This is a genomic window from Streptomyces sp. NPDC093801, from assembly GCF_040701585.1.
Lineage (GTDB): Bacteria > Actinomycetota > Actinomycetes > Streptomycetales > Streptomycetaceae > Streptomyces.
In genome coordinates this window covers 20,456-35,962 of the sequence record NZ_JBFBDP010000003.1, presented here as the reverse complement: position 1 = coordinate 35,962, position 15,507 = coordinate 20,456, and the positions used below count along the sequence as shown (strand labels likewise).

The window sequence follows — 15,507 nt, the reverse complement described above, 5'->3', positions numbered from 1 at the left end:
TCCGTGCTGCTCACCATCGACGTGGGCAACACCCACACCGTCATGGGCCTGTTCGACGGCGAGGAGATCGTCGAACACTGGCGGGTCTCGACCGACCCGCGCCGCACGGCCGACGAGATGGCCGTCCTGCTCCAGGGCCTGATGGGAATGCACCCGATGCTCGGCAGCGAGCTGGGCGACGGCATCCACGGCATCGCGATCTGCGCGACGGTCCCGTCGGTCCTGCACGAGCTGCGCGAGGTCACCCGCCGCTACTACGGCGACGTGCCGGCGGTGCTGGTGGAGCCCGGCGTCAAGACGGGTGTGCCGATCCTGATGGACAACCCGAAGGAGGTCGGCGCCGACCGCATCGTCAACGCGGTCGCGGCCGTCGAGCTGTACGGCGGGCCGGCGATCGTCGTCGACATGGGGACGGCGACCACCTTCGACGCGATCTCCGCGCGCGGCGAGTACGTGGGCGGGGTGATCTCCCCGGGCATCGAGATCTCGATGGAGGCCCTCGGGATGCGCGGCGCCCAGCTGCGCAAGATCGAGCTGGCCCGGCCGCGCAACGTGATCGGCAAGTCCACGGTCGAGGCCATGCAGTCGGGCGTGGTCTACGGGTTCGCGGGCCAGGTCGACGGGATCGTCCACCGCATGGCCCGGGACCTGGTGGGCCCCGACGGCGATCCGGACGACGTCCGCGTCATCGCCACCGGCGGGCTGGCCCCGATCGTCCTCGGGGAGACCTCGGTGATCGACGAGCACGAGCCGTGGCTGACCCTGATGGGCCTGCGGCTGGTGTACGAGCGCAACGCGCCCAACTTCGACTGAGCGCACGGCACTCCGCCCGCCCGCCCCTGCCGGGGCGCGGCGGGCGGAGTGCCGTCCGGGGCCGGACCGCGGCCCCGGACCGCGGCTGTTCCCGCCCCGCCCCGCCCCGCCCCGTACCCACCGTCATCCCGAGTGCTCAGCTTCAAGCTGATCGGTTAGCTTGGCGGCGTCGGACGCACGCGCTCCCGAGCGGCACGGACGAGACGGTAGAGGACGGCCCGAAATGCCCCGTGAATCACCGTACTTGAAGGTGGTGGCGTCCCTCCGGAGCCGCATCGAGGCGGGCGAGTGGAAGATCGGGGACCGGCTTCCCTCCCGCGCCCGCTTCGCCGAGGAGTACCGGGTCGGCCAGGGCGTCACCCAGCGGGCGATGGAACAGCTGATCATCGAGGGCTTCCTGGAGGGCCGCGCCGGCTCCGGCACCTACGTGCGCACCCCGCGCCGCCGCATGCGGATGCTCCGCACCCGCCGCCGGGTCCCCGGGGCCGGCAACACCTTCCGTTCCGAGGCCGCCGCGCACGGCATCGCCGCCTCCTGGGACTCCAAGACCCACCCCCAGGTCCCCGCCCCCGAGCGGATCGCCGCCCGGCTGGCGATCGAACCCGGCGCCCCCTGCGTGCTGACCCGCTACGAGTTCATGGCCGACGGCAGCCCCGCCGAGCTCTCCGAGTCCTGGGAGCCCCTCGCCATCACCTCCGGCACCCCGATCGTGCTCCCGGAGGCAGGAGAGCTGCGCGGCGCCGGCGTCGTGGCGCGGATGCGCTCCATCGGCATCACCGTCACCTCGGTGGTGGAGGTCCCGCGCCCCTCCCGCGCCACCCAGGACCAGGCCAACCTGCTGGGGATCAGCCTCGGCTCGATGATCACCCGGATCGAGCGGACCTACCTCGATTCCGACGGCCGCCCGGTGGAGACCGCGGACCTCGTCGTCCCCGACTCCCGCTACGAGATCGCCTACGCCTTCCCGGTCGAGTGACGGCCCCGTGACAGCCGAGTGACATTTATCGGCTGTGTTTTTTACCGAAAGTGGCCGGAGTGCGACTCCGGCAGAGGTAGCGTCCCGCTGGAGAGGCACCGTGGCCTCGTCCACAGCGGAGGAGACACCATGACCGCGAACGCCCCGACCGAGTGGCGCAAATCGTCGTACTGTGGCGAAGGAGAGGCCTGCGTCTACGTGGCCGCCGCCCCCGGCACCCTCGTACGGGTGGCCGACCGGGCCGACCCCGCGCACCTCGTCATGGCCACCACCCACGCCGCCTGGGCCGACTTCGTCGAGGCCGTGAAGGAGAGCGGCTGACTCCGGCGGGGCCCGCGGCGCGCGCTGCGCCGCGCCGCACATCCCCACCATCAGGGGATTTTGTCCGATTAGCGCGTATCTTCGGCCCATGCCCACGCCCTACGGATCCCGCGGCGGCATGGCCTTCAGCGCCGCCGAGCTGCACGTGCTCAGGCGTAGCCTCGCCCACGCCCTCCAGTCCTCCACGGCCCCCCTGACGGCCGACGAGGTCCAGGACTGCCTGCGCCTCGCGGCGTCGGTGGACGACGCGGTCCAGGAGGCGGGCCGGCTCAGGGCCTTCCTGCTCGACGACCTCGTCCGCTACCGGCGCGCCCTCCCCGGGAGCCTGTCCGGCTACCTGGAACTGCTCCAGGACGCCCTCGCCGCCGGGTACGAGCCCGACCCGGACGACCTCGCCGCCCTGCGCGCCCTGCGGGCCAACAAGGTCGCCGCCGCCGTGCTGGAACGGGCCCGGGGCGTCGCGGAGCGCTCCGTGCGCCGCCGCCTCGCCGCCGTCGCCCCCGCGCCCCGCACCCGCCTGCTGGCCTTCGCCGGCGGCCGCGAGGAGCCGCGCGGGACGGCCCCCGGCCCCGAGGACCCGCGCCCCGAGCCGCCCCGCCCCGAGCCCTCGCCGAAGGAGCCCCCGCGCCCCGGACGGCCCGTGCCCACCCCGGGCGAGGTCTTCCCGCCGCGCCGCAAGCCCGCCCCGCCCCCGGCGGCCGGCCGCGCGGCGGTATAGCTACGCTGGGGGGCATGGACTACGTTTCCGCGCTCGTGCCCCCCATCGTGATGGCCACGTTCTTCATCTTCCTCGTGAGGACGATCGTGAAGAGCCAGGGCGGCGCCAACAAGGCCAAGGAGGACGCGGCCGTGGACGCCGCGCTCGCGCGCGCCGAAGCGGGCCAGCCCCGGAAGTAACGCCGCCGCCCGGGTATTGGCCGCGCGTTGCACGACGAATAGTCGGGCAATTCAGCCCATTCCGCACTATCGTGCTGCTGTGCCTCGCCCCTTGGGAGAACTCGAAGACGCAGTCATGACGCGGGTGTGGCAGTGGAACCGCCCGGTCACCGTTCGGGAAGTCCTCGAAGACCTCCAGCAGGAACGGTCCATCGCGTACACCACGGTCATGACCGTTATGGACAATCTCCATCAGAAGGGCTGGGTCCGCCGGGAAGCCGAAGGCCGCGCCTATCGATATACGGCGGTCTCCACCCGCGCCGCCTACTCGGCCGCACTGATGAACGAAGCCTGGTCGACCAGCGACAACCCCGCGGCCGCCCTCGTCGCCTTCTTCGGCATGATGTCCCCGGAACAGCGCGAGGCCCTCCGCGACGCCGTACGGATCGTCCAGCACGACGAGCCCGAGCCCCCGGACCCCGCCGAAGCCCCCGAGCCCGCGCCCCCCGCCGCCGGCCCCGGCGGAACCGGGGGCGGACCCGCAGAAGAAGGGGGCTCCGGCGCACGCCGGAGCGAGCCGGGGCGATAGCGTCCGGCCTATGGGAGACCTTTCCACCACAGACGCGAAAACAGTGACCATCCGCCGTGCGCGCACCGGAGATGTTCCGGCCCTGCGCCGCCTGCTGGACCAGTACGTGCAGCAGCGGATCCTCCTCGACAAAGCCCCGGTCGCCCTTTACGAGGGCATCCAGGAGTTCTGGGTCGCGGAACGCGACTCCGACGGCCAGGTGGTGGGCTGCGGAGCTCTCCACGTCATGTGGGAAGACCTCGCCGAAGTGCGCACGCTGGCGGTCGACCGCGACCTGAAGGGCGCCGGAGTCGGCCACCGGGTGCTCGCCAAGTTGTTGGAGACGGCCCGCCGGGTCGGGGTGAGCCGGGTATTCTGCCTGACCTTCGAAGTCGACTTCTTCGCGAAGCACGGGTTCGTCGAGATCGGCGAGACCCCGGTGCAGACCGATGTCTACATGGAGCTCCTGCGTTCCTATGACGAGGGAGTCGCCGAGTTCCTCGGTCTCGAACGAGTGAAGCCGAACACCTTGGGCAACAGCCGGATGCTGCTGCACCTCTGATCGGGCGCGGGGGCTATTCCCGGCCGCAGGCGCCGGTGGCCTATGTCCGAATCGCGTACGTTTCCCGCCTTGTTGCGCTCCTGAACCTCTCGCCGGGGGTTTGTGTTTTCCACGCAAAAGCGGTTTCCTTTCCGCGTACTGCATTTTCGATGAAAGGAAATCCGGTGGCACAGAAGGTTCAGGTCCTTCTTGTCGACGACCTCGACGGTGGCGAGGCGGACGAGACCGTGACGTTCGCTCTGGATGGCAAGACCTACGAGATCGACCTCACCACCGCCAACGCTGAAAAGCTCCGCGGGCTGCTCGACCCGTACACGAAGGGCGGCCGCCGCACCGGCGGGCGCGCCTCGGCCGGCCGCGCCAAGGGCCGTGCCGCGGCTTCGTCCGGCAGCCCCGACACCGCCGAGATCCGCGCGTGGGCCAAGGCCCAGGGCCTCAGCGTCAACGACCGCGGCCGCGTCCCGGCGGAGATCCGCGAGGCCTACGAGAACGCCAAGGGCTGATCCGTACGCCGCCACAGGCGGGCGCGGTGGCATTCCGTCGCCGCCGCGGCCACCAGGCGTACGAGATCGGGCCCGCCGGACCTCCCGGACCTCCCGGGCCCGCGGCCGTGCCCCGGACCGGGCAGGGCCGGCAGCGAGGCCTCGCACCCCGGCCCGGGGGGCCGCAGCCATACGGCGGCTCCCTGAGGGCTCCCTCCCGGCACGCGTCCGGGCGGAACGGGGGGGGTGATCCCGCCCCCCGCCCCCAGCGCGGCGAGGTCCAGTTCCACCCCGCCCCACTCCAGCCAGTCGAGCAGCCCCTCCAGCTCCTCGGCGGCCCCCGGGGCGACGAGGAGGCCCATCCTGCGCCCCGCCAGCGCCACCGGACCGGTGACGAGGCCGGGACGGCGCAGCAGTCCGGCCCCGGCGTCCGCCGGGAGCTCCAGCACGTCGAACCGGATCCCGGTGACCAGCCGCACGGGCGGCCCGGCCGCCACGGTCCATCCGAGCACCCGCTCGTACCAGGTGCGGGTGTCCGGCCCGGAGGGAACGCGGTGCGGGGGAACGGCGTTCACGGTGTTGACGACGGCCATGAACGGATGAACTCCGACCACCGCCGCCGGGTTACGCAGTGCAGCCGAATCAATGCGGAACGTAAACATCCGTGGAGCGGAGTCCCACATTCGGGACACAAGCGTGTTCGCCCGTAGCGGAGGGAACCGTGCTGACCGGCATGGAGTGTCAGTCCTTACGGGTAAGACATTCCTAGTGGATCGGGGCGACACGCTGATTTGAGCGGCTTCCGTTCGCCATCGGCGTACTCGTGTGACGGGTATCTGCCTGGCCTGCGGGAACATCGTCTCGCACCATCGGGTTGGAGCAGTAGTCGGCTCTTACAGCCGGTTTTCCTCACCGACGTGGGGGTGAGCCGTGGACGGATGTCGGCAGTTGGAATGAGCTGTCCCGTCCCGCGGGACTAGCATGCGGAAGGACAGGGCGGGGACCGACCCCGAACTGCCCGACCGCTCTGAGGAGCGATAAACGATGTTCGAGAGGTTCACCGACCGCGCGCGGCGGGTTGTCGTCCTGGCTCAGGAAGAAGCCCGGATGCTCAACCACAACTACATCGGCACCGAGCACATCCTCCTGGGCTTGATCCACGAGGGTGAGGGTGTCGCCGCTAAGGCCCTGGAGAGCCTCGGGATTTCGCTCGAGGCTGTTCGCCAGCAGGTTGAGGAGATCATCGGTCAGGGCCAGCAGGCCCCGTCCGGGCACATCCCCTTCACGCCGCGGGCGAAGAAGGTCCTGGAGCTTTCGCTCCGAGAGGCCCTCCAGCTCGGCCACAACTACATCGGCACCGAGCACATCCTGCTCGGCCTGATCCGCGAGGGCGAGGGCGTCGCCGCCCAGGTCCTCGTGAAGCTGGGCGCCGATCTGAACAGGGTCCGGCAGCAGGTCATCCAGCTGCTCTCCGGCTACACCGGGGGCGGCAAGGAGTCGGCCACCGCAGGCGGCCCGGCCGAGGGCACCCCCTCGACCTCGCTGGTCCTCGACCAGTTCGGCCGCAACCTCACCCAGGCTGCCCGCGAATCCAAGCTCGACCCGGTCATCGGGCGCGAGAAGGAGATCGAGCGGGTCATGCAGGTGCTGTCCCGCCGGACCAAGAACAACCCGGTCCTCATCGGCGAGCCCGGCGTCGGCAAGACCGCCGTCGTCGAGGGGCTGGCCCAGGCCATCGTCAAGGGCGAGGTGCCCGAGACCCTCAAGGACAAGCACCTGTACACCCTGGACCTGGGTGCGCTGGTCGCCGGTTCCCGCTACCGCGGTGACTTCGAGGAGCGCCTGAAGAAGGTCCTCAAGGAGATCCGCACCCGCGGCGACATCATCCTGTTCATCGACGAGCTCCACACGCTGGTCGGTGCGGGTGCCGCGGAGGGCGCGATCGACGCCGCTTCGATCCTGAAGCCCATGCTGGCCCGTGGTGAGCTCCAGACCATCGGCGCCACCACGCTCGACGAGTACCGCAAGCACCTGGAGAAGGACGCCGCGCTGGAGCGCCGCTTCCAGCCCATCCAGGTCGCGGAGCCGTCGCTGCCGCACACCATCGAGATCCTCAAGGGTCTCCGTGACCGGTACGAGGCCCACCACCGCGTCTCGATCACGGACGAGGCCCTGGTGCAGGCCGCGACGCTGGCCGACCGGTACATCTCGGACCGCTTCCTGCCGGACAAGGCGATCGACCTGATCGACGAGGCCGGCTCCCGGATGCGCATCCGCCGGATGACCGCGCCGCCGGACCTCCGCGAGTTCGACGAGAAGATCGCGGCCGTGCGCCGCGACAAGGAGTCGGCCATCGACTCCCAGGACTTCGAGAAGGCGGCTTCGCTCCGTGATTCGGAGAAGCAGCTGCTCGCCGCGAAGTCCAAGCGCGAGAAGGAATGGAAGGCCGGCGACATGGACGTCGTCGCCGAGGTCGACGGCGAGCTCATCGCCGAGGTCCTCGCGACCGCGACCGGCATTCCCGTCTTCAAGCTGACCGAGGAGGAGTCCTCGCGCCTGCTGCGCATGGAGGACGAGCTCCACAAGCGCGTCATCGGCCAGAAGGACGCCATCAAGGCCCTTTCGCAGGCGATCCGCCGTACGCGGGCCGGCCTGAAGGACCCGAAGCGCCCCGGTGGCTCGTTCATCTTCGCCGGCCCGTCCGGTGTCGGTAAGACCGAGCTGTCGAAGACCCTCGCCGAATTCCTCTTCGGTGACGAGGACGCGCTGATCTCCCTCGACATGTCGGAGTTCAGCGAGAAGCACACGGTTTCGCGTCTCTTCGGTTCGCCCCCCGGCTACGTGGGCTACGAAGAGGGCGGCCAGCTGACCGAGAAGGTCCGCCGGAAGCCGTTCTCCGTCGTCCTCTTCGACGAGGTCGAGAAGGCGCACCCGGATATCTTCAATTCCCTGCTCCAGATCCTGGAGGACGGCCGCCTGACCGACTCCCAGGGCCGGGTGGTGGACTTCAAGAACACGGTCATCATCATGACGACCAACCTGGGTACGCGGGACATCTCCAAGGGCTTCAACCTGGGCTTCGCCGCCCAGGGCGACGTCAAGACCGGCTACGACCGGATGAAGGCGAAGGTCAACGAAGAGCTCAAGCAGCACTTCCGGCCCGAGTTCCTCAACCGCGTCGACGACACGGTCGTCTTCCACCAGCTCAGCCAGGAAGACATCATCCAGATCGTCGACCTGATGATCGCCAAGGTGGACGAGCGCCTCAAGGACCGCGACATGGGCATCGAGCTCAGCGGTGACGCGAAGCTGCTCCTGGCCAAGCGCGGCTACGACCCGATCATGGGTGCCCGCCCGCTGCGCCGGACCATCCAGCGCGAGATCGAGGACCTGCTGTCGGAGAAGATCCTCTTCGGCGAGCTGCGCCCCGGTCACATCGTGGTCGTCGGCGTGGAGGGTGAGGGCGACGAAGCCAAGTTCACCTTCCGCGGCGAGGAGAAGTCGGCCCTGCCGGACCTCCCCCCGATCGAGGCCACGGGCTCCGGCCCGGACCTGTCGAAGGGCGCGTAAGGACGCGTAAGCGGTAGGCGGCGCACGAGGGGCGGCCCCGGGACCTTTACGGTCCCGGGGCCGCCCCTTCGGTGTGTGCGGGGGGTGGGTGGTGCGGGCCGGCGGGTGGGGGCGTTCGGGTTGCCGCGTCCGGCGGGTGCCGGTGCGGGCGGTCTGCGGGGTGCTCGGGTGGCCGGGGGCGGTGACAAGCCGCACAGAACAAAACGGACCTACTAGGCGGCTCCGTAGGGTTTGGTGTCCGGATTGTCCTGGCGTTGGGGCTGTCCGGGAGGCGTCAACCGGGGCGGAGTGAGACATTCGCCTACGAGCCGGGGTAGTAAATCGGGTGTTTGGGGAAGTCCGGGGGCACGGGTTACCAAGGTGGGGCAAGCCCGGCAGTCGCGGCACACGCCGCAGCGCCGGGATCTTTCTTGCCCGCATCCTGTCCCCGGCCCCGGAGGTCCCGCATGTCCGCGAAGCGCGTCAACACCCGTCGTACCCGCACCGCCGTCGTCGCCACCGCCCTCGGTGCGGCGCTGGCCCTCGGGGCCGGGACGACCGCCGCCTTCGCCGACGAGGCCCCCGCCGCCCAGACCGCCGTGAAGACCGGCCTGTGGGACAAGCCCGTCAAGGGCTACACGCTCTCCGCGACCTTCGGCAAGGGCGGCACCATGTGGTCCCACAAGCACTCCGGCCAGGACTTCGCCGTCCCCGTCGGCACCCCGGTGCACGCCGCCTCCGCCGGCACCGTCGTCAAGGCCGGCCCCAACGGCGGCGGCGACGGCCCGGCCTACGGCAACGCCGTCGTGATCAAGCACGCGAACAACACGTACTCCCAGTACGCGCACCTGTCGAAGATCCAGGTCAAGATCGGCCAGAAGGTCTCCGTCGACCAGCAGATCGCCCTGTCCGGCAACACCGGCAACTCCAGCGGTCCGCACCTGCACTTCGAGATCCGGACCACGCCGAACTACGGCTCCGCGGTCAACCCGGTCGTCTTCCTGCGCAACGTCGGCATCACCGTCTGACCCTCCCGGCTCAGACCAGCCAGGCGTGCGTCGGCTTGATCTTGACGAGCTTGTTGTTCTTCAGGACCGTGAGCTGCTCCTGGCCCAGCACCTGGTCGAAGACCCGGATGTGGTCCAGCGCCCCCTCCCAGGGGGCGCTCCAGATGCCGTGGTGGCGGGCCCGGCCCAGCTGGAGCGGACCGGGGCCCGCCCAGATCCCCGAGACCTGCGCCTGACCGGCCTGCTTGTCGTCCACCCACAGCGCGATGGTCTTCTTCTCCGCGTCGTAGGTGCCCGTCAGCAGCGCCCACTTCTTCGTGGTGTCCACGTTGTCCGCGACGACCTGCTGGGCCGTCGCCGCCTGGCCCTTGTCGCCGGTCTGGACCCGGAACACCCAGGCCTTCTTGCCGTTCACGACCTCGAAGCCCAGCTCGAAGGAGTACGAGTCCCCGTCTCCCTGGCTGACGGCCATGTGCGAGCCCCCCTCGGTCGTGTTGTAGGCGCGCGTGGAGACGCTGAAGCTCTTCGTGACGTCCACGGCCGCCTCGGCGCCCTGCGCGTACGAGTCCGGCGCCCCCTTGAAGCGGACCTCGGTGCGCATGGACAGCTCGCCCAGTGAGGCGCCCGGGCCCAGGGCGATGCCCGTCTTGCCGTTGTAGTCGCGCAGGACGTTCGGCTCGCCGGGGAGGGTCGGGTAGTCGTCGTCCGGGTTGCGGGTCGGGGACTTCGCCCCACCCGAGGGGCTGGGGGAGCCCGAGGACGAGGCGGTCGGCTTGTCGTCCGGCGCGTCACCTCCGCGCGTGAGGAAGAACGTCGCCCCGCCCGCCAGCAGCACCACCGCCAGCGCCCCGCCGCCTATGGTCAGCAGCCGGCGCTTCTTGCGCTGCGCCTCGGAGGCGTCGGCCATCGCCTGCCAGTCCGGCGTCGAGGGGGCGCTGAAGGTCTCCGGTATCGGAGGCGGGAACGTTTCGTCCGCCACGGGCGGCGGCCCGAAGCCCTGCCCGGGCTGCCCCGGCGCGGGCTCGGGCTGGTAGGGGTTGGACGGCCCCGGCTGTGGATAGCCGTACCCGCCGGGGGCGGGGCCGGGCTGCGGGCTGTTCGGGCGATCCGTACCGTCGGTCATGGCACGGATGCTAGAACATCACCGCGAACCGGGAGGCCGGACCCCGCACCTGCCCGGGACCCCGGTCAGCCCCGACCCCGCCGACCCGTGCCCCGTGAGGAACAGGGGTCAGCCGGGGAGCTGGATGATCGGGAAGCTGCCCGTCGCCGTCGGGGCGTGTTCCGGGAGCCACAGGACCGCCACCGCACCCGCCGCCGCGCCCTCGTTCTCCGCACCGCCCGGGGCCGCCACGTTGCGGAAGGTGAGGCGGGCGCCCAGGACGCGGGCCTGGCCCTCCGCGATGGTCAGCCCGAGCCCGTGCCCGACGCCCGCCCGGTCCGTGGACCCGGTCCGGAAGCGGCTCGGGCCCTCCCGCAGCAGCGCCTCGGGGAAGCCCGGCCCGTGGTCCCGTACCCGCACGACGCGTCCCTCGATGTCGACCTGGATCGGCGGCTGCCCGTACCGCGCGGCGTTGGCGAGGAGGTTGCCGAGGATGCGCTCCAGCCGGCGCGGGTCGGTGCTGACGATCTCGTCCGCGACGACCCGTACCGTGGCCTCCGGCATCAGTGCGGTGACCCGCCGGGTCACGAACTCGCCCAGCGCCACGTCCTGCAGTTCGGCCCGCTCGGACGCGCCGTCCAGCCGGGCCACCTCCAGGACGTCCTCGACGAGGGCCCGCATCGCCTGCGCGCGGTCGCGCACCAGCTCCGTCGGCCGGCCCGGGGGCAGCAGTTCCGCGGCGGTGAGCAGGCCCGTCACCGGGGTCCGCAGTTCGTGCGCGATGTCGGCGGTGACCCGACGCTCGGCCTCCAGCCGCTGCTGGAGGGCATCGGCCATCGCGTCCACCGCCCGCGCGAGGTCGTCGGTCTCGTCGCGCACCACACCGCCCACGGCGTCCCGTACGCGGACCTCCGGGTCCCCGTGCGCCACCCGCTGGGCGGCGGCGGCCGCCTTGCGCAGCCGGCGCGAGATCTGCCCGCCGATGAGCACGCCGAGCGCCGAGCCGCCGATCACGACGGCGAGGGAGCCGACGACGAGGGCCCGGTCCAGGTCGCGCACCATGTTGGCGCTCTCGCGGAACTGGTGGTGCATGGAGAGCACCTGCCCGTTGCCGAGCGGTACGGCCGCCCACACCTCGGGGGCCCGCTTGGGGGTCTCCTGGATGTAGGTGCCGCGCCGCCCCGAGCGGGCCTTCTCGCGCAGCTCCGCGGGCAGCTCGGGGTCGTTGACCTTGGCGCCCCAGATCGGCTTGCGGCCGGCGTCGGGGGTGCGGGCGATGTACTGGACCCGCTCCAGTTCCGAGTCGCGGGCGCTCTCCAGCATCGACACGCGGGCGGCGCTGTGCACCACCAGGCTCAGGGCGAGCGCGGTGAGGGCGCCGACGGCGGCGATGGCGAGCGTGATCTTCCAGCGGATCCCCGTGCGCAGGGTGAAACGCCTCATGCTGTGGTTCTCATGCCTTGAGCTTGTATCCGAAGCCGCGGACCGTCTCGATCCGGTCCTGGCCGATCTTGGTGCGCAGTCGCTGGACGTGGACGTCCACGACGCGGGTGTCGCCGCCCCAGTCGTAGTCCCACACCCGCTCCAGGAGCCGGTCGCGGGACAGGACGGTGCCGGGAGCGGAGGAGAACTCCAGCAGCAGCCGCATCTCGGTGGGGGTCAGGGCGACGGGGGAGCCGGCCCGGCGGACCTCCATGCCCTCGGTGTCGACCTCCAGGTCGCCGAAGGACAGCACCCCGCGCTCGTCGGAGCCGTCCCCGTCGGACGACCCGTTGCCGCCGTTCTGCGTGCCGCCCGCGTGGCCGAAGCGGCGCAGCACGGCGCGGATCCGGGCGACGAGGACCGAGCCGTCGAAGGGCTTGGTGACGTAGTCGTCTGCGCCCGCCTCCAGGCCCAGGACCACGTCGATGGAGTCGGCGCGCGCCGACAGCATGATGACGGGGACGGTGGACTCGTCGCGGATGCGCCGGCACAGGCTCACCCCGTCCATGCCGGGCACCATCACGTCCAGCAGCGCGATGTCCGGCCGGTCCGCCCGGAAGGACTCCAGCCCGGACAGGCCGTCGGGCATGGCGGTGACCACGAACCCGTCGCGTTCCAGCGCCAGGGTCGTGGCCTCGCGGATGACGTCGTCGTCCTCCACGAACAGCACGTGGGTCTCGGCCATGCCCAGCCTCACTCCGTCGTTCCGTCTGCTTGTGCGGTCAGTTCTTCTGGCTGACGGCCGGAGCCGGCTGGCCCGCCCCGTCGCCCACGTTGCTGTACTCCGAGTGGACGCGGTCCTGCTCGGCGAACTTCTCCCCGTTCCAGCGGTACGTGATCACGTCCTCGCCGGAGGGGTAGGCGGCCGCGTCGCTCTTGCCGTAGACGGGTTTGCTGACCACCAGGTCGCCCCGGTCGATCTCGGCGTAGACGGGCGGCTGCTCGTCGGCGAAGACATTCTCGTACGTCCCGCCGTCCGACCGGTACACGTACGAGCCCCTGCCCAGGGCATCGGCGCAGGACAGGACGTTGACGACGATGTCGACGACGGAGCTCCCGGTGATCTTCCCGTAGCTCACGTCGACCGGGTACTCCTTGCCCGTGCAGGGCTTGAGGTCCCGCTTGATCTCGGCGCTGACCTTGGGGTCCGCCTTCAGCAGGGCCACCGGGTCGACCTTCTTGAGGGGGTTCGCCGTCCCCGCGGCGGGGGAGTGGCCCGGGGCCACCGGCCCGGTGGGCGCGGTGGTCGGCTGGTTGTTGCGCGTCACCGACTCCGTGCGGGCGGGGCCGCCGTCGCGTAGGCCGGTCCCGCCGGTGGAACAGCCGGCCGCGAACAGCACTGTGCCGACGAGGACGACCGTCCCCGCCGACGTCAGTACCAGCGAGCTTCTACCGCTCAGGCTTTGGCCGTTCAGGCCGCGCACCGCTCCCGCCCCTCGTAACGCGTGGTGTGGTCACCGCGTTCGAGCGCACGCATGTCCAGGTCCCGGCTCTCCAGCTCCTGGCGGAGCCGGGCCAGTGCGCGGTGCAGTGTGCTCTTCACGGTTCCCGCCGACATTCCGAGCGCCGCGGCCGTCTCCTCGGTGCTCATCTGCTCCCAGTGTCGCAGCACCACGACACTGCGCTGCTTGGGCGCGAGCACCTTGAGGATGTCCATGAGCAGGGCGCGGTCGGCGCGCTGGTCGGAGCCGTCCTCGACGGAGGCGTCCGGGAGCTGCTCGGTGGGGACCTCGTCGAGCTTGCGGGCCCGCCACCACTCGGTCCGCGTGTTGATCATGACGCGGCGCAGGTAGGCGTCGGCCAGGGACTTGTCGGCGATGCCCTCCCAGCGCCCGTACGTGCGTACGAGCGCGGTCTGGAGGAGGTCCTGGGCGTCCGTGGGGTCCGGGACCAGGCGCCGGGCACTGCGCAGGAGGGCGTCCTGCCGCGTGCGTACGTACTCCTCGAACTCGAGTACATCTCCGTGCGCCATCTAGATCGCCTCCGCTGCCGTCCCCGTGACCCGCTGCCTTACGGATCCGAAGGTACGGAGGGGTTGTCACGGCACTGTGCGGGTCAGCCTGCGGTGGGCGCACGGACACCCGTAGGTTGTGTAACAGTGCCCGTGAGCTGGGGTTTCCCGCGCCGAAACGGAATGCATCCGTCAACTTCGGGCCGCCCCCGGGCCCACCCGGCCCACCTGCGGATTCCGGGGGCCGGGCCCCCGGAATCCGCGGTCTAGCCCTGCGGCAGGCGGTACATCCCGCGGGCGAGCGGCTCGACCAGCCCGTCGGAGACCAGGCCGTCCAGGGCCCTGGCCCGCTGCACCGGCTCGTCCCACACGGCGTCGAGCTGCGCCTGGGCCACCGGCCCCGTCGCCTCGCGCAGGACGGCCAGCAGCCGGCCGCGCACTTGACGGTCGGTCCCCGCGTACGTCTGCCCGCGCCGCGGCGGCCCGTCGTGTGCGGGCTTCCCGGCCAGCCGCCAGGCGCACAGCCCGGCCACCGGGCAGCGGACGCAGTCGGGGCTCTTGGCCGTGCAGACCAGCGCGCCCAGTTCCATCGAGGCCGCCGCCCAGCGGGCCGCCGTGGGCTCGTCCTCGGGCAGCAGGGCCCGGGCCAGGCGCCGCTCGGCGGCGGTGGTCGCGTTCGGCGGGTACTCGATGCCGGTCGACGTGCGGGCGAAGACCCGGCGCACGTTGGTGTCGAGGACGGCGTGCCGCTGCCCGTACGCGAAGGAGGCCACCGCGGCGGCCGTGTACTCGCCGATCCCGGGCAGCGCGAGCAGCTGCGCGTGGTCGCGCGGCACGTCCCCGCCGTGGCGCTCCGTTATCGCCGCGGCCGCCCCGTGCAGGCGCAGGGCCCGCCGGGGGTAGCCGAGCCGCCCCCAGGCCCGTACGGCCTCGCCCGGCGCCTCGGCGGCCAGGTCGGCGGGGCGGGGCCAGCGGGCGAGCCACTGCTCGTACACCGGCAGCACCCGGCTGACGGGGGTCTGCTGGAGCATGAACTCGCTGACCATGACCCCCCAGGGGCCGGCCTCGGGGCGGCGCCAGGGCAGGTCGCGGGCGTGTTCGTCGAACCACGCGATGACGGGCTCGTGCAGGGGGGACGCGGACGCGGTGGATTCGGCGGATGCAGTCATGTCAGAGGCATCCTGGCACGTTCTACGGGTGGCGCGCGGGGCCCGGACCGGTGAACCAGACGGCCGCGCGGATCCCGCTCCCCTGTACGGCGGCGATCACCCGGGTCAGCGGGCCGGTCAGCAGGGCCACGGCCAGCGCGCCCAGCGAGGCGCCGAGCAGCAGGCCCATCCCCACGTCGTGCGGGTAGTGCACGCCCACGAACACCCGCGAGAAGGCCATGAGCACCGCCATCGGCAGGGTCAGCGCCGCCAGGCGCGGCACGGCCAGGGCCAGCGCGACGGCGGCGGCGCCCGCGATGGCGGAGTGGTTGCTGGGGAAGGACCAGTCGCCGTACGGCGGGCACGGGACCAGCGGGGCGGCCGCCCGGGCCACCGCCCGGCAGGGCCGCTCCTCGTCGATGGTCGACTTCACCACCTCGGAGGCGACGTACACGAGTGCCGTGACCAGCGGCGCGAGCACCGCGCGCGCCACGGCGCGGGGGTCGCGGCGCCCGCGCGCACGCCACCAGACGGCTATGTAGAGCAGACCGAAGAGCAGCAGCCCGTATTCGGTCCAGACCTCGAAGGCCGACTGCACCCAGGGGGGCGTGTCGTGGGCGAAGTCGGTGATGTCGCGGTAGAGGTCGGAGGTGTCCATGGTGACTGACCG

18 protein-coding genes are annotated in these 15,507 nt (G+C 71.5%); 10 read left to right on the top strand and 8 right to left on the bottom strand.

Annotated features, from left to right (window positions below; genetic code table 11):
- Positions 1 to 3: 3 nt before the first annotated feature.
- From AB0469_RS03645 to AB0469_RS03610, 8 genes are all read left to right on the top strand, one after another.
- Positions 4 to 813, top strand: coding sequence for a type III pantothenate kinase (locus AB0469_RS03645; RefSeq protein WP_366449672.1), 810 nt, complete (start codon positions 4 to 6; stop codon positions 811 to 813).
- 223 nt (positions 814 to 1,036) lie between these two features.
- The gene (locus AB0469_RS03640; protein ID WP_366449671.1) at positions 1,037 to 1,789 is read left to right on the top strand and encodes a GntR family transcriptional regulator; all 753 of its coding nucleotides are present in this window, start codon (positions 1,037 to 1,039) and stop codon (positions 1,787 to 1,789) included.
- Positions 1,790 to 1,918: 129 nt separating this feature from the next.
- Positions 1,919 to 2,110: a DUF397 domain-containing protein gene (locus AB0469_RS03635; RefSeq protein WP_366449670.1), complete on the top strand. Its 192-nt coding sequence runs from the start codon at positions 1,919 to 1,921 to the stop codon at positions 2,108 to 2,110.
- Between the two features lie 88 nt (positions 2,111 to 2,198).
- Complete coding sequence (locus AB0469_RS03630; protein WP_366449669.1) at positions 2,199 to 2,828, top strand: hypothetical protein; 630 nt, start codon at positions 2,199 to 2,201, stop codon at positions 2,826 to 2,828.
- Between the two features lie 14 nt (positions 2,829 to 2,842).
- Positions 2,843 to 3,007: a hypothetical protein gene (locus AB0469_RS03625; protein ID WP_366449668.1), complete on the top strand. Its 165-nt coding sequence runs from the start codon at positions 2,843 to 2,845 to the stop codon at positions 3,005 to 3,007.
- 79 nt (positions 3,008 to 3,086) lie between these two features.
- Complete coding sequence (locus AB0469_RS03620) at positions 3,087 to 3,575, top strand: BlaI/MecI/CopY family transcriptional regulator (protein ID WP_366449667.1); 489 nt, start codon at positions 3,087 to 3,089, stop codon at positions 3,573 to 3,575.
- A 10-nt stretch (positions 3,576 to 3,585) separates the two neighbouring features.
- On the top strand, positions 3,586 to 4,116 hold the full coding sequence (locus tag AB0469_RS03615) for an amino-acid N-acetyltransferase (protein WP_366449666.1): 531 nt from the start codon (positions 3,586 to 3,588) through the stop codon (positions 4,114 to 4,116).
- 164 nt (positions 4,117 to 4,280) lie between these two features.
- The gene (locus AB0469_RS03610) at positions 4,281 to 4,619 is read left to right on the top strand and encodes an Lsr2 family protein (protein WP_042811087.1); all 339 of its coding nucleotides are present in this window, start codon (positions 4,281 to 4,283) and stop codon (positions 4,617 to 4,619) included.
- Here AB0469_RS03610 and AB0469_RS03605 read toward each other — a convergent pair.
- Entirely contained in the window at positions 4,598 to 5,191 is a 594-nt protein-coding gene (locus AB0469_RS03605) for an SCO3374 family protein (protein ID WP_366449665.1), read from the bottom strand. The two genes, AB0469_RS03610 and AB0469_RS03605, sit on opposite strands and share 22 nt — an antisense overlap.
- Positions 5,192 to 5,642: 451 nt before the next feature.
- Between AB0469_RS03605 and AB0469_RS03600 the strand changes: the two genes are divergently transcribed.
- Positions 5,643 to 8,168: an ATP-dependent Clp protease ATP-binding subunit gene (locus tag AB0469_RS03600; RefSeq protein ID WP_045949250.1), complete on the top strand. Its 2,526-nt coding sequence runs from the start codon at positions 5,643 to 5,645 to the stop codon at positions 8,166 to 8,168.
- A 446-nt stretch (positions 8,169 to 8,614) separates the two neighbouring features.
- Positions 8,615 to 9,175 (top strand): M23 family metallopeptidase, encoded by a 561-nt coding sequence (locus AB0469_RS03595; protein WP_366449663.1) that lies wholly within the window; start codon positions 8,615 to 8,617, stop codon positions 9,173 to 9,175.
- Positions 9,176 to 9,185: 10 nt separating this feature from the next.
- Here the strand turns inward: AB0469_RS03595 and AB0469_RS03590 are convergent, their stop codons facing one another.
- The 7 genes from AB0469_RS03590 to AB0469_RS03560 all read right to left on the bottom strand — a co-directional run bounded on the left by AB0469_RS03590 (position 9,186) and on the right by AB0469_RS03560 (position 15,495).
- On the bottom strand, positions 9,186 to 10,277 hold the full coding sequence (locus AB0469_RS03590; RefSeq protein WP_366449662.1) for a LamG-like jellyroll fold domain-containing protein: 1,092 nt from the start codon (positions 10,275 to 10,277) through the stop codon (positions 9,186 to 9,188).
- Positions 10,278 to 10,385: 108 nt separating this feature from the next.
- On the bottom strand, positions 10,386 to 11,699 hold the full coding sequence (gene cseC, locus AB0469_RS03585) for a two-component system sensor histidine kinase CseC (protein WP_366449661.1): 1,314 nt from the start codon (positions 11,697 to 11,699) through the stop codon (positions 10,386 to 10,388).
- 10 nt (positions 11,700 to 11,709) lie between these two features.
- Positions 11,710 to 12,423 (bottom strand): two-component system response regulator CseB, encoded by a 714-nt coding sequence (gene cseB, locus AB0469_RS03580; protein WP_366449660.1) that lies wholly within the window; start codon positions 12,421 to 12,423, stop codon positions 11,710 to 11,712.
- Between the two features lie 37 nt (positions 12,424 to 12,460).
- Entirely contained in the window at positions 12,461 to 13,162 is a 702-nt protein-coding gene (locus AB0469_RS03575) for a hypothetical protein (protein ID WP_366449659.1), read from the bottom strand.
- Complete coding sequence (locus AB0469_RS03570) at positions 13,150 to 13,710, bottom strand: SigE family RNA polymerase sigma factor (RefSeq protein ID WP_366449658.1); 561 nt, start codon at positions 13,708 to 13,710, stop codon at positions 13,150 to 13,152. Before AB0469_RS03570 ends, AB0469_RS03575 begins: the two co-directional genes overlap by 13 nt.
- A gap of 245 nt (positions 13,711 to 13,955) precedes the next feature.
- The gene (locus tag AB0469_RS03565; protein ID WP_366449657.1) at positions 13,956 to 14,858 is read right to left on the bottom strand and encodes an A/G-specific adenine glycosylase; all 903 of its coding nucleotides are present in this window, start codon (positions 14,856 to 14,858) and stop codon (positions 13,956 to 13,958) included.
- Positions 14,859 to 14,880: 22 nt separating this feature from the next.
- Complete coding sequence (locus AB0469_RS03560; protein WP_366449656.1) at positions 14,881 to 15,495, bottom strand: phosphatase PAP2 family protein; 615 nt, start codon at positions 15,493 to 15,495, stop codon at positions 14,881 to 14,883.
- Positions 15,496 to 15,507: the final 12 nt, after the last annotated feature.

What these genes read in the sequence shown, in the direction of transcription:
- AB0469_RS03625 (WP_366449668.1), top strand. Translation starts at nt 2,843, where the DNA reads ATGGACTACGTTTCCGCGCTCGTGCCCCCCATCGTGATGGCCACGTTC.
- AB0469_RS03630 (WP_366449669.1), top strand. Translation starts at nt 2,199, where the DNA reads ATGCCCACGCCCTACGGATCCCGCGGCGGCATGGCCTTCAGCGCCGCC.
- AB0469_RS03640 (WP_366449671.1), top strand. Translation starts at nt 1,037, where the DNA reads ATGCCCCGTGAATCACCGTACTTGAAGGTGGTGGCGTCCCTCCGGAGC.
- AB0469_RS03560 (WP_366449656.1), bottom strand. Translation starts at nt 15,495, where the DNA reads ATGGACACCTCCGACCTCTACCGCGACATCACCGACTTCGCCCACGAC.
- cseC (WP_366449661.1), bottom strand. Translation starts at nt 11,699, where the DNA reads ATGAGGCGTTTCACCCTGCGCACGGGGATCCGCTGGAAGATCACGCTC.
- AB0469_RS03635 (WP_366449670.1), top strand. Translation starts at nt 1,919, where the DNA reads ATGACCGCGAACGCCCCGACCGAGTGGCGCAAATCGTCGTACTGTGGC.
- AB0469_RS03590 (WP_366449662.1), bottom strand. Translation starts at nt 10,277, where the DNA reads ATGACCGACGGTACGGATCGCCCGAACAGCCCGCAGCCCGGCCCCGCC.
- AB0469_RS03570 (WP_366449658.1), bottom strand. Translation starts at nt 13,710, where the DNA reads ATGGCGCACGGAGATGTACTCGAGTTCGAGGAGTACGTACGCACGCGG.
- AB0469_RS03600 (WP_045949250.1), top strand. Translation starts at nt 5,643, where the DNA reads ATGTTCGAGAGGTTCACCGACCGCGCGCGGCGGGTTGTCGTCCTGGCT.
- cseB (WP_366449660.1), bottom strand. Translation starts at nt 12,423, where the DNA reads ATGGCCGAGACCCACGTGCTGTTCGTGGAGGACGACGACGTCATCCGC.
- AB0469_RS03565 (WP_366449657.1), bottom strand. Translation starts at nt 14,858, where the DNA reads ATGACTGCATCCGCCGAATCCACCGCGTCCGCGTCCCCCCTGCACGAG.
- AB0469_RS03615 (WP_366449666.1), top strand. Translation starts at nt 3,586, where the DNA reads ATGGGAGACCTTTCCACCACAGACGCGAAAACAGTGACCATCCGCCGT.
- AB0469_RS03605 (WP_366449665.1), bottom strand. Translation starts at nt 5,191, where the DNA reads ATGGCCGTCGTCAACACCGTGAACGCCGTTCCCCCGCACCGCGTTCCC.
- AB0469_RS03595 (WP_366449663.1), top strand. Translation starts at nt 8,615, where the DNA reads ATGTCCGCGAAGCGCGTCAACACCCGTCGTACCCGCACCGCCGTCGTC.